Raw genomic sequence first — 12915 nt, forward strand, 5'->3', positions numbered from 1 at the left:
GCCCTGTGCCATGTCCGACCCGATGGGCGGCTCAGAAGTCCGATCCGATGTCCGACGTCCCGGGGACGCCGAGTGAACGGAGACAATCTCGTGGACCGCTGGCTGATCGTGGGCCTGGGCAACCCCGGCCCGGAGTACGCCGGTAACCGGCACAACGCCGGGTTCATGGTGCTGGACGAGCTCGCCGGGCGGGCCGGCGGCCGGTTCAAGACCCACAAGGCCCATGCCGAGGTCGTCGAGGGCCGCCTGGCCGGCGCGCCGGTCGTGCTGGCCAAGCCCAGGTCGTACATGAACCTTTCCGGCGGCCCGGTGAAGGCCCTGGCCGACTTCTACAAGGTCGTCCCCGAGCGCGTGATCGTCGTGCACGACGAGCTGGACATCCCGTACGGCGCGCTGCGGGTCAAGCTCGGCGGCGGCGACAACGGGCACAACGGCCTGCGTTCGATCACCAAGTCGCTGGCGACCCGCGACTACCTGCGCGTGCGCTTCGGCGTCGGCCGCCCGCCCGGGCGCATGGACGCCGCCGACTTCGTCCTGCGCGACTTCGGCACCGCCGAGCGCAAGGACCTCCCCTTCCTGGTGGACCGCGCCGCCGACGTCGTGGAATCCCTGATCACCAATGGCCTGGAGGCCACCCAGAACACCGTCCACGCCGCCGACCTCAACCCGGCCAAGCCGCCCCGCTGAACCGGGCCAGAGGCACCGTGACGAGCACCCGGACGGCCACGTCCTCTGGGCCGCGCACATCCACGTGGGCGTCCCACCACCGCGCACGGGGCCGCTACCTCGCCGTCTTCAGGGCGTACAGCTTGTTGTCGTCGCTGCCGACGTAGACGACGCCGTCGGACACCGCCGGGCTGGAGTAGACGCTGTTGCCGGTGCTGTGCACCCAGAGCACGTGGCCGTTGGCGGCGTCGAAGGCGTACAGGTAGGCGTCGTTGCTGCCGACGTAGACGACGCCGTTGCTCACCACGGGGTCGGAGACGACGGCGTTGCCGGTCAGCGCGGTCCAGATCGGCCGGCCGGTCGCGGCGTCGAAGGCGTACACGTTGTGGTCCCGGCTGCCGACGTAGACGACGCCGTCGGCGACCACCGGCCGGGAGTCGACGATGTCCTTGGTCGGCGCGCGCCATTTGATGGAACCGTCCGCGATGTCCAGGGCGAGCAGATCGTAGTTCTTGTCCCCGATGTACAGCACGCCGTTCGCGAGCGCCGGGCTGTAGAGGGCGTTTCCCTTTCCGTCGTTCGCGATCCTTCTGAAAGGAACGTACGTCGACCATTTCGCCTGGTGTGTCCGTGTGTCCACGGCGTACACGTGGCCGTCCCAGCTCCCGAAATAGACGACGTCGTCGGCCACCACCGGTGTCGAGGTGATCCAGCCGTCGGTGTGGTACTTCCAGCGGGTATGACCGTCGGCGGCGTCCAGCGCGTAAAGATCGCCGTCGCCGGCGCCGAAGTAGACGGTGTCGCCCGCCACGACCGCGGACTCGTCGATGTAGCCGGGAATCCGTCTGGTCCACACCTCGCCGCCCCGGGAGGTGTCGCGTGCCGACACCTCGCTGTAGAACCCCCTGTTACTGATCACATAGAGGGTTCTGGTGCCGTCCGCGATCGCCGGCCGTGCCGTGATGTCTCCGTGGAGTCGCTGGGACCCGGTCCAGACGCTTTTCCCGGTGTCGACGTCGAGCGCGTGCAGTTCGCCGTCGTTGCCGCCGAAATAGACGGTGCCCCGCCAGACGGTGATGGCCGAGGCGATGTTGGCGCTGCTGGTGAACGGCTCTTCCCACGCGGGGACGGCCCGGGGGTAGAAGGCCGGGTTGACCGGGACGGGAGCCGGCGTTCCGGGGGTGGCCGTTCCGGACGCCGAGGGCCGCCCTCTGTCGGGCGGAGGGAGATACACGATCATGACGGTCATGGTCAGGAGGACGGCCGAGCAGCACCCGCCGATGAGCAGCGGCAGGGCGCGCCTTCGCCGGCGGCCGGGCCCGGAGACGGCCGCACGGGCGCGGGCGTCGACGTGCTCGCGGATGGTGGCGGCGCTCTCGGCGAGCTCGTCGTGCAACCGGTCCCGCACGGCGGCGTTCTCCTGGAGAACCTCATCGACGCGGCGCAGGATCTTCGCCGCCGCGTCCTGGTCGCCCTCGCCCAGCAGATCGGCGGGTTCGATGGCGATCACCTGGAGGGCGGCCGCGGAGGAAACGGCCGGGGCGACCGGCGCCCGGGGCGTCATGAGCAGGCGTTGGGCCTTGGCGGCCTGAGCCCGCGTCCGGTCCCGCAGTTCGCCGGTCTCGTCCTGGCCGCGCCGGGCTTCCGCCAGCCTCTGCTCCACTTCGCCGCGCAGGCGCTCGGCCTCGCGCAGGCGCTGCCGGGTGTCGGCCAGTTCCTGGCGCAGCCCGCCGATCTCCTTCTGCAGGCGTGCCCGCTCGGCGGCGCTCACGGTGGCCGCGCCGTGCGGCCGGCGCGCGGCCAGGTCACGGTCGAGCGCCCGCTTGCGGTCGTCCAGCCGGGCGATGGCGTGGTCGAGCACGTCGCGCATCTCGACGAGGCCGCTCGTGAGCCGGTTCAGCCGATCGGTCGAGTACTGGACCCGCTCCATCGTGGTGGTGAGGGCCAGCATCAACGCGTCCATCTCGGCCGTCCTGCCGAGGAGCGGCCCGTCGGGGAAGCGGCGGGACCATGCCCACGCGACCAGGCCGACGACCAGCGGCAGCAGCGCGGACCCGATCCCGATGACGTCGGAGACGGCGTTCAGGCCCTGCCAGCGCAGCGCGGACCACAGCAGGACCAGTGTCGCGACGAGCGTCACCGCGGCCGTCAGCCTTCGATCGACCTTCCGCCCCTGCCCGCCGTTTCGCCGGCGTTCGACTTTCCGCCACGGTGCGCTCACATCTTCCATTCTTGTGATGAATGCGACGCCCGCCAGGCCGGTGACCGAATCTCCATGAGAATGATTCTTCACCTGCGGCCGATACGCGTATTCGCATCGGTCCTTTATTGGATTACGGCCACCTGGCTGTCCTTAACGAGTACGGGAGTAGGCGGTGCTTCGGAGGGATGCTTTGCCTGCCGCGATATGTAGGGATTTTTCATGGCAATACCGCCACAACGCCGCCACAAGGTCGGCGGGGTAAACCGGTGGCACTCCGGTTCGACACCGGACGGCCGCCGACCGGCGTGTGCGGAACCGCGCACCCGGTACCCCCCAAGGAGGACCAGTGAAACGCAGCCGATGGACGGCCTGTCTGCTCGCCCTGCTCACAGCGGTGTTACTAGGACAGATCGTGGCGAGCACCCCGGCCTCGGCCACAAGGGACTTCTACTGCATCCCAATCTGGAAGAACGGAAGGCTGGGATGGGACTGCGTCTCGATTCCCGTGGTGCTGGATGGGGGGTGCTTCAATTGCCCGCCCCCGCCCTGCGACGCCTGCGCGCGCGAGTTCGCGATCGACTTCCATGAGTCCGTGATCCTGCCCGCCGACCTGAGTAACCAGTACCGTCTAGCCCTGACCAGGGGACTGGGGGCGCTCGACCAGGCGGCCCGGACCAGCGACCGCACGGCCCAGGGGCAGTGGCGCGCGGAGGCGATGGCGTCGTTCCGGCTCGCCACGCGGACACTGGGCCCCAGCAGGCTGACCGTGGCGCAGACCGGGGTTTACGACCGGGCCCGCGGCGTCATCGGACCCCAGACCGTTCCGTGGCTGGCGGCCATCGGCGCCGACATCGCGAGCGGCATCACCTTCATGCAGGAGGTCGGTGGCGGCGGTGCGCCGACGCCCGGGCGGGGGGAGTCGGCGGCGATGGAGAAGTTCGAGGAGGCACGATTGGAAATCGCCCAGCAGATGGCCTTCCATAACTGACACCTGCGCGGTGGGCTCCGATCCCGCGCGCCGGCGTCGGCCTCCTCTCCGGGGACGGCGCGGGCGAGCCGCTCCGCCGCGTAGGCCCGTACCGTCTCCAGGAGGCGGTAGCGCGAGCAGGCGCCGTACTGCTCGGTCATGACGACCAGCAGCACCTCGCGGTCGCGAAGAGCGAGGGCGAGCATGCGTACGGGATCGGATCGGGGCACGTCTCGCAGCCGAGCGACGCGATGACCGCGGCGGCGACCATGCAATGCCGCCACAACGCCGCCACAAGGTCGGCGCGGTAGACCGGTGGTACTCCGGTTCGACACCGGACGGCCGCCGCCCGGCGTGCGTGAGGACGGCGCACCCGGCACCCCCCAAGGAGGATCAGTGAAACGCAGCCGATGGGCAGCCTGCCTGCTCGCTCTTCTCGTGTCGGTGCTGGTAGGACAGGGAGTGCTCAGCACACCGGCCCAGGCCGACGGGAACGCGAACTGCATCCCGATCTATTCGAACGGAAGGATCGTCTTCTGCGAACCGATTCTGGTCGAGGTGGCGGGGTGGTGCCCGGGTTGCCCGAGACCGTGCCTGAGCTGCCTGCCCGAGTACGCGCTCGATTTCCGTGAGTACCTGACACAGCCCGCCTACCTGAGGTACCAGTCCGTCCTGGAACTGGCCAGAGGGCTGGGGTTGCTCGAACAGGCGGCGCGGTCCCAGAACTCCCAGTTACGCCGGGACGCGCTGGTCTCGTTCATTTCCGTGGTGCGGCCGCTGGGGAAGAACGGCAGCGTGAGGCTGGAGCAGGCCGGGTACATCGATCGGGCCGCCGGTGTCGTCAGGCCCGCCGGCCTTTCGTGGCTGACGTCGGCCGGCAACCACATCACCGAGGGGTTGGCCATCGTGCAGCAGTACTACAACAGCCCTCCCAACGTCCCTTCCCCGATCGACCCGGAGCGGGGGCTGGACAAGATCGACCTGGCACGTCAGGAACTCGCGAACCGAATCCCCCTCTGATTCGGATGGTGGGCTCCGGCCACGGCGATGCCACTACGGCGGCGGGCATCGCGACGGCGGGGCCCACCGTCGGGGAGGTCCGCGCGGTCGCTCAGGCGCCGCGCGCCCGGTGATGGCCACGCCGGTCGAGGTACTCCCGCAGAGCGACGCCGGACCTCGGGCCGGCGCCCCCGGGCGGCTGCGCGGACAGCCAGGACATCGCCGCACGTAGGTTGTCGTGTTCGCCGGCGAGCAGGTCGGTCCCGTCCCGATGCCGGTCCGCCTCCGCCAGGTGGAGGAAGTAGTCGGCGTGGGCTCCGCGGGCCTCGGCCTCCTCGCCCGGCACGGCACGGGCGAGCCGCTCGGCGGCGTAGGCCCGTGCCGTCTCCAGGAGGCGGTAGCGGGAGCAGACGCCGTGCTGTTCCGTCATGACCACCGACTTGTCCACCAGGGCGCCGAGCATCGCGAGCGTCTCCTCCGGCCACAGCGCCTGGGCGGCGTCGAGGGTGAAGCCTCCGGCGAAGACGGCCAGGCGACGGAACAGCGCCTGTTCGGAATCACTGAGCAGCTCATGGCTCCAATCCAGCGTCGCCCGCAGACTGCGATGCCGGGGAGTGGCGGCGTCGTCGCGGAACACGCGCAGGCGGTCGCCCAGCCGGTCGGCGATCTCCGGCACGGTCAGCATGGGCTTGCGCGCCGCGGCGAGCTCCAGCGCGAGGGGCAGGCCGTCCAGCCCGGCGCAGACGCGCGCCAGCGCGGGGGCGTCCGCTTCGGTGATCCGTGCTCCGGTCCGTTCCCACACGCGGGCCTGGAACAGCCGCGCGGACGCGAAGGTCATCACCTGGGCCAGGGTGTCGTGCCGGGACGGGTCGGGGACCGGCAGCGGCGGGATGTGCCGGACGAGCTCGCCGGGAACGTCGAGCCGGATGCGCGTGGTGGCGAGCACGCGGACCTTCGCACACGCGCTGAGCAGCCGTATCACCAGGGAGCGGCATCCTTCCCTCACGTGTTCGCAGTTGTCCAGGACCAGCAGCAGCTCGCGGTCGCGAAGACCGAGGGCGAGCGTCCGCCCGGGATCGGATCCGGGCGGCTCCGGCAGGCCGAGCGAAGCGACGACCGCGGCGGCGGCCATGTGCGGGTCCTTGACGGGCGCGAGGTCGACGAAGCAGGCGCCGTCGGCGAAGTCTCCGGCCATCTGGGAGGCCACGGCGATGCCGAGGCGGGTCTTTCCGCATCCGCCCGCCCCGGTCAGGGTGATGAGCCGGTGCGAACCGAGGACGGTGATGGCCTCGCCCAGCTCCGACTCCCTGCCGATCAGCTCGGTGAGCGGAACGGGCAGGCCGGACGCCGGGCGGCGCGGGACGTCCCCTGCGGTGCTGGGCCCCGCCTGTCTGGCGTTGTCGGCGAGGATCACGGCGTGCAGGCGGCGCATCGCCGCGCCCGGTTCGACCCCGAGCTCGCCCGCGAGCACGGCTCGCGCCCGGTGGTAGACGGCGAGCGCCTCGCCGTGCCGTCCGGCCAGGTGCAGCGCCTCGACCAGCAGCTCCCACAGCCGTTCCCGCAGGGGATGGGCGCCGACCAGACGCTCCAGCTCGCCGATCGCCTCCACCGGGCCCGCCGAACGCAGGCCCGCCGCCCAGCGATCCTCGGTCGCCGAGATGCGCAGCTCGCGCAGCCGTGCGGCCTCCCCGTCGCCCCATCCCCACACCTGACAGTCCACGAGCACTTCGGCACGCCACAGGGCCAGCCCTCTGCTCAGCTCCTCGGCCGCGCGCGCGGGTTCGGCGCGGGCCGACGCGCGCCGCGCCGCGCCGACGTGCCACTCGAAACGCCAGGCGTCCACGGCTCCCGGGGCGAGGTCGAGCGAATATCCCCGGCCCCTGGTGGCGAGCACTTCCGGCAGGCCGGCGTCGGCGAGCGCCCGCCGCACCCGGGCGACATGGCTGCGGAGGCTGGCCAGCGCCGTCAGGGGCGGATCTTCTCCCCACAGGCCGTCCACCAGCCGTTCGTAGGTGACGATCTCGCCGATCCGCAGCGCCAGCAGCGCGATCAGCGTGCGCTGCCGCATGCCGACCAGGGGGACCCGGCCCGCGGGGCCGAGCACCTCCAGCGGGCCGAGCAGGCGCACGGCGGCCTTCGCCCGGCTGGGAGCGGACGGTCGCCGGAGTCTCCTCGCGCGCGTGGAGTCGGACGTAGAGTCGGCCATCTGCTGACCTCCACCGGTCAATGACGCGATTTCTTGACACAGTGATATGTAGGCCGATTTGACAGCCCCTTACGGAGTGCTTGCAAGCGGGAAGGATCACGCGCCGGTCATCCGATCGAAGGGCTGGTCCGGGGCGACGGGGAAACCGGCGGGTCCTCGACATCCACGGTTGGCGGAGTTTCCAAGAATCGGTCAAGATTGTCCCAGCGTCCCGCTAACATCCTCACGGTCGGTATCCGGATGGTCGCGGGGAGGAACGGGTGGGCGTCGCCGAGAGGCCGGAGGTCTCGCCGCGAAAGGCGGCACGCGCACACGGGCTCGCCGCGCTTCCCGGGGGCGGGGCGGGCGCGCCCGGGCCGTGGCCGCCGCGCTGGGCCAGGCGCTACCGCGCGAACGCCGTGGCGATCGATCTCGCGTGCGGGTTCCTCGCCGGCGCCGCCGCCGTAGACGTCCGGTTCGGGCAGGTCACGCCGTACGTCGCGCCCTACCTTCTGCTGAGTTCGGTGCTGCCGGTCCTGTGGGTGTGCCTGCTCGGCCTCAACCGGGCCTACGAGTCGCGGCTGGTCGGGGTCGGGTCGGAGGAGTTCCGGCGCATCTCGCAGTGCGGGTTCCTGCTCACCGCCGGTGTCGCCATCGCCGCGTACGTCACCAAGACCGACCTGGCCCGCGGGTACGTCGTGCTGGCGCTGCCGCTCATGACCTTCCTCACCCTCTGCTGCCGGTACGGCCTGCGCCGCAGGCTGCACGCCATGCGGGCCCGGGGGTGGTGCATGCGCCGGGTGGTCGCCGCCGGGCACCGCGAGGCGCTCGCCGACCTGATCCGCCGCTTCCGCGCGGAGCCCTACCACGGCATGGACGTCGTCGGCGTGTGCCTGCCGCGCGAGGACGGCCCCGGCGAGGTGGAGGGCGCGCCGGTGCTCGGCGACTTCACCGACGTCCCGCTCGCGGTGTGCCAGGCGGAGGCCGACACCGTCGCCGTCCTCGCCTGCCCGGAACTGGACGGCACGGCCCTGCGCCGCCTGGCCTGGCGGCTGGAGAAGACCCGCACCGACCTCGTCGTCGCCCCCGCGCTCATGGAGGTCGCCGGGCCGCGCACGACGATCAGGCCGGTCGCCGGGCTGCCGCTGCTGCACGTCGAGCATCCCGAGCTCGCGGGCGCCCGCCGCCTCGTCAAGAACCTCTTCGACCGCACGGTGGCCGCGCTCGCCCTGACCGTGCTCGCCCCGCTGCTCGCCGCCCTCGCCGTCGCCGTGCGCGCCACGAGCCCCGGCCCCGCCCTGTTCCGGCAGACCCGGGTCGGCAGGGACGGCGTGGAGTTCACGATCCTCAAGCTGCGCACGATGGGCGCCGACGCCGAACACCGAAAAATCGGGCTCGTCAGCGACGCCGACGGTCTGCTCTTCAAGATCAGGGACGATCCGCGGGTCACCCCGCTCGGCGGCTGGCTGCGGCGGCACTCGCTGGACGAGCTTCCGCAGCTGTTCAACGTGCTGGCCGGCCACATGTCGCTGGTCGGCCCCCGGCCTCCCCTCCCGGAGGAGGTCGCGGGGTACGGTGACGACGTGCGGCGGCGGCTGGTCGTCCGGCCGGGCATGACCGGCCTGTGGCAGGTGAACGGCCGATCCGATCTGTCATGGGAGGAATCGGTACGGTTGGACCTGCGTTATGTCGAGAACTGGTCTCTGACGCTGGATCTCCAGATCCTGTGGAAGACGTGGTCCGCCGTGGCGCGCGGCTCGGGTGCGTACTAGCCCGAGGCCAGGCAGACGGCCCGGGGGCACACCCGCCCTCCGGCCTGGAACTCGGGGCGAGAGCATCTAGAAGGGCCAGGAACGGCATCGTGACGATACGCGACGACCACGCGCTCGCCGGCGATCTCGCCGCCGAGGCCGGCGAGAGGCTTCTGGCGCTGCGCGCCGACCAGGGCTTCGGTGACCCCACGGCGCTGCGTCAGGCGGGCGACCGCCAGTCCCACCTCCACCTCACCGAGTCCCTGGCACGGCTGCGGCCGACCGACTACGTCCTGTCGGAGGAGGGCACCCGCGAGGAGCGCCTGCATCCGCGCCGCCGCGTCGCGGACCGCGTGTGGATCATCGACCCGCTCGACGGCACCCGCGAGTTCGGCGAGGAGGGCCGCGCCGACTGGGCCGTGCACGTCGCCCTGTGGCGGCGCGGCGACGCCACGGGCGGCGAGCTCGCGGCCGGGGCGATCGCGCTGCCCGCCCAGGGAGTGACGTTCACCACCGCCGCGCCGCCCGCGCTGCCCGCCCCGCGTCAGGGCAGGGTCCGCATCGCGGTCAGCCGCACCCGGCCGCCGGAGTTCGTCAAGAAGCTGGCCTACCTCGTCGGCGCCGACATGGTGCCCATGGGCTCGGCCGGGGCCAAGATCGCCGCCGTGCTCACCGGCGAGGTGGACGCCTACGTCCACTCGGGGGGCCAGTACGAGTGGGACTCCGCCGCTCCCGTGGCGGTCGCCCTGGCGGCCGGGGCCCATGCCAGCCGTATCGACGGATCTCCCCTGGTCTACAACCAAGAGAACCCCTCACTCCCGGATATTCTGGTTTCCCTACCGGATCTGGCGCCGACCTTGCTCGCCGGGATCCGGGACGCGCACCGTCAGGGCTAGCTCCTCGGAGGAGAGCAGATGCTTGCAAGCGACTACACGACGTCGCAGCTCGACGTCCTCGAGGCCGAGGCGATCCACATCATGCGTGAGGTCGCGGCCGAGTTCGAGCGTCCGGGTCTCCTCTTCTCCGGCGGGAAGGACTCGATCGTCATGGTCCGGATCGCCGAGAAGGCGTTCTGGCCCGCGCCGATCCCGTTCCCGCTCATGCACGTCGACACCGGGCACAACTTCCCCGAGGTGATCGACTTCCGGGACCGGCGGGTCGCCGAGCTGGGCGCCCGGCTGGTCGTCGCGTCCGTCCAGGACTCCATCGACGCGGGGCGCGTCGTGGAGGAGACCGGCCGCCGCGCCAGCCGTAACCGCCTGCAGACCACCACCCTGCTCGACGCGATCGAGGAGAACGAGTTCGACGCCGTGTTCGGCGGGGCACGCCGCGACGAGGAGAAGGCCCGCGCCAAGGAGCGGGTCTTCTCGTTCCGCGACGACTTCGGGCAGTGGGACCCGAAGAACCAGCGGCCCGAGCTGTGGAACCTCTACAACGCGCGCATCCGCAAGGGCGAGCACATCCGGGTGTTCCCGCTGTCCAACTGGACAGAGCTTGACATCTGGGACTACATCCGGCGCGAGGAGATCGAGATCCCGTCGATCTACTACGCCCACACGCGCACGGTCTTCGAGCGCGACGGCATGCTGCTCGCCGACTCCGAGGTGGTCAGCCGGGGCGAGGACGAGCCGACCTTCGAGACGGTCGTCCGCTACCGCACGGTCGGCGACATGACCTGCACCGGCGCCGTCCAGTCCAACGCCACGACCGTCGAGCAGATCATCGCCGAGATCGCGGCCACCCGCATCACCGAGCGCGGCGCCACCCGCGCCGACGACCGCGCCTCCGAGGCCGCCATGGAAGACCGTAAGAAGGAGGGCTACTTCTGATGCCCCCCGCTCCCATGGCGCGCCCCGCGTGCCCTCGTCGCGCGTTGCGCGCCCTCGCCAGCCCCGCCGCTACCCCTGGAGACCGGCTCTGATGGACATCTTGCGTTTCGCCACGGCGGGCTCCGTCGACGACGGCAAGTCCACGCTGATCGGGCGCCTGCTCTTCGACTCCAAGGCCATCTTCGAGGACCAGCTGGAGGCCGTCGAGCGCACCAGCCGCGACCGGGGCACCGAGTACACCGACCTGTCCCTGCTCACCGACGGCCTGCGCGCCGAGCGCGAGCAGGGCATCACCATCGACGTGGCCTACCGCTACTTCGCCACGCCGAAGCGGAAGTTCATCATCGCCGACACCCCCGGGCACATCCAGTACACCCGCAACATGGTGACCGGCGCCTCCACGGCCGACCTCGCGATCGTGCTCATCGACGCGCGCAAGGGCGTCGTCGAGCAGTCCCGGCGGCACGCCTTCCTCACCACGCTGCTGCGCGTGCCGCACCTGGTGCTCGCCGTCAACAAGATGGACCTCGTCGACTACTCGCAGGAGCGGTTCGAGGAGATCCGCGAGGAGTTCACCTCGTTCGCGGCCAAGCTCAACGTCGCCGACCTCACCTTCATCCCGATCTCGGCGCTGCACGGCGACAACGTGGTCTCCCGGTCGGAGAACATGCCCTGGTACCAGGGCACCTCCCTGCTCCACCACCTGGAGAACCTGCACATCGCCTCCGACCGCAACCTGGTCGACGTGCGCTTCCCGGTGCAGTACGTCATCCGCCCCCAGCGGGCCACCGACCCCGCCTTCCACGACTACCGCGGCTACGCCGGGCAGGTCGCGGGCGGCGTGCTCAAGCCCGGCGACGAGGTCATGCACCTGCCGTCCGGCCTCGCCACGCGCGTGGCCGCGATCGACACCTTCGACGGGCCCGTGGACGAGGCGTTCCCGCCCATGTCGGTCACCCTCCGCCTGGAGGACGACATCGACATCTCACGCGGCGACATGATCTGCCGTCCCAACAACAAGCCGCAGGTCGCCCAGGACATCCAGGCCATGGTCTGCTGGATGACCGACGCGGTGAAGCTCGCGCCGCGCTCCAAGCTGGTCATCAAGCACACCACCCGCACGGCCCGCGCGATGGTGCGCGACCTGCACTACCGCCTGGACGTCAACACGCTGCACCGTGACGAGGCGGCGGCGTCCCTCGGCCTCAACGAGATCGGCCGCGTCTCGCTGCGCGTCACGCAGCCGCTCTTCGTCGACGACTACGCCAGGAACCGCCTCACCGGCGGTTTCATCCTGATCGACGAATCGACCAACGGCACCGTGGGCGCCGGCATGATCGTCGACGCCAGGTAGGCGCACCCCGGCCGTGAGCAGGAGGCGGCACGCGTCGTTGATCAGCGGCGACGCGACCGCCTCCTCACTCCAGGCCCACGGCAACATGCTCCACATGCCGGCGTCGTGCCCGGCGCGCACCTCAAGATCGTTCATTTACGGTCGACCACTTTCCGCGTCCACGACAGTCCGCTGCTCATCGGCACTCCCGGTCGCACGCTCGAAGATTCAAACTGGAGTTCGACCGTAGCGAGACCCACCGACATTTCCGCCGCCCGCGTCCCCAGGCCGTGTGGTAGGGAACGGGCATGAACGCGAATCATGGATCCGGGCCCGGCGAGATCACGCCGGACGGCTGCTCCGTCGAGTTCTACGACCTCCTCCCGGTGATGGGCGAGCCGTCCATCGTGCACGCCGCCGTTCCCGAGGGCGCGTCGATCCTGGAACTCGGGTGCGGCGCCGGCCGTATCCTGCGAGGCCTCGCCGAACTGGGACATCCCGTCGTGGGCGTCGACGAGTCGCCCGGGATGCTCGCGCGCGTCCCGGACCTGCCGACCGTACGCGGGCGGATGGAAACGCTGGAGCTGGGCCGCGTCTTCGACGCCGTCCTGCTCGCCAGCACCATGATCAATACGGACGCGGAGCAGCGACGCGCGTTCCTTGAGACCTGCCGGCGGCACGTCGCCCCCGGCGGCGTCGTCATCGTCCAGCAGACCCCGCCGAGCTGGTTCGAGACCGTGGAGCCGTCCGAGCACACCCACGACGGCATCCGGCGCGTGGTCAGAGAGGTCGACCGGGACGGGCGGCTGGTCACCGTCGTCGTCGACTACCACGTCGGCGACCGCAGCTGGACGCACACCTTCACCCGCCACCCCATCGCCGAGGACGAACTCGCCGCGGACCTGGCCTTCGCGAAGCTGCGCTTCGACCGATGGCTCACCCCCGAAGACCGCGCGTGGTTCACCGCGCGCCCCGTGTGACG

The 12915-nt window shown here is 70.9% G+C and carries 10 protein-coding genes; 8 read left to right on the forward strand and 2 right to left on the reverse strand.

Annotated features, from left to right (window positions below):
* Positions 1-72 precede the first annotated feature (72 nt).
* A complete protein-coding gene (gene pth / locus BJ981_RS14810; RefSeq protein WP_239139515.1) occupies positions 73-687 on the forward strand; it encodes an aminoacyl-tRNA hydrolase in 615 nt (204 codons plus the stop codon).
* A gap of 94 nt (positions 688-781) precedes the next feature.
* Here pth and BJ981_RS39195 read toward each other — a convergent pair whose 3' ends face one another.
* Positions 782-2806, reverse strand: coding sequence for an outer membrane protein assembly factor BamB family protein (locus BJ981_RS39195; RefSeq protein WP_184611779.1), 2025 nt, complete (start codon positions 2804-2806; stop codon positions 782-784).
* A gap of 409 nt (positions 2807-3215) precedes the next feature.
* On the opposite strand from BJ981_RS39195, the gene BJ981_RS14820 reads away from it, so the two are divergent.
* Both BJ981_RS14820 and BJ981_RS14825 read left to right on the forward strand, forming a co-directional pair.
* The gene (locus tag BJ981_RS14820; RefSeq protein ID WP_184611781.1) at positions 3216-3857 is read left to right on the forward strand and encodes a hypothetical protein; all 642 of its coding nucleotides are present in this window, start codon (positions 3216-3218) and stop codon (positions 3855-3857) included.
* A 375-nt stretch (positions 3858-4232) separates the two neighbouring features.
* A complete protein-coding gene (locus tag BJ981_RS14825) occupies positions 4233-4856 on the forward strand; it encodes a hypothetical protein (RefSeq protein ID WP_184611783.1) in 624 nt (207 codons plus the stop codon).
* Between the two features lie 91 nt (positions 4857-4947).
* On the opposite strand, the gene BJ981_RS14830 is transcribed toward BJ981_RS14825, so the two are convergent.
* On the reverse strand, positions 4948-7041 hold the full coding sequence (locus tag BJ981_RS14830; RefSeq protein ID WP_184611785.1) for an AfsR/SARP family transcriptional regulator: 2094 nt from the start codon (positions 7039-7041) through the stop codon (positions 4948-4950).
* Positions 7042-7301: 260 nt separating this feature from the next.
* Between BJ981_RS14830 and BJ981_RS14835 the strand changes: the two genes are divergently transcribed.
* The 5 genes from BJ981_RS14835 to BJ981_RS14855 all read left to right on the forward strand — a co-directional run bounded on the left by BJ981_RS14835 (position 7302) and on the right by BJ981_RS14855 (position 12913).
* Positions 7302-8792, forward strand: coding sequence for a sugar transferase (locus BJ981_RS14835; protein ID WP_184611787.1), 1491 nt, complete (start codon positions 7302-7304; stop codon positions 8790-8792).
* 86 nt (positions 8793-8878) lie between these two features.
* The gene (locus tag BJ981_RS14840) at positions 8879-9667 is read left to right on the forward strand and encodes a 3'(2'),5'-bisphosphate nucleotidase CysQ (RefSeq protein ID WP_239139524.1); all 789 of its coding nucleotides are present in this window, start codon (positions 8879-8881) and stop codon (positions 9665-9667) included.
* 18 nt (positions 9668-9685) lie between these two features.
* A complete protein-coding gene (gene cysD / locus BJ981_RS14845) occupies positions 9686-10600 on the forward strand; it encodes a sulfate adenylyltransferase subunit CysD (RefSeq protein ID WP_184611791.1) in 915 nt (304 codons plus the stop codon).
* Between the two features lie 91 nt (positions 10601-10691).
* A complete protein-coding gene (gene cysN / locus BJ981_RS14850; RefSeq protein WP_184611793.1) occupies positions 10692-11954 on the forward strand; it encodes a sulfate adenylyltransferase subunit CysN in 1263 nt (420 codons plus the stop codon).
* A gap of 287 nt (positions 11955-12241) precedes the next feature.
* Positions 12242-12913, forward strand: coding sequence for a class I SAM-dependent methyltransferase (locus BJ981_RS14855; RefSeq protein WP_184611794.1), 672 nt, complete (start codon positions 12242-12244; stop codon positions 12911-12913).
* Positions 12914-12915 lie beyond the last annotated feature (2 nt).

The sequence above is a fragment of the Sphaerisporangium krabiense genome, assembly GCF_014200435.1.
In the GTDB taxonomy this organism is placed as follows: domain Bacteria; phylum Actinomycetota; class Actinomycetes; order Streptosporangiales; family Streptosporangiaceae; genus Sphaerisporangium; species Sphaerisporangium krabiense.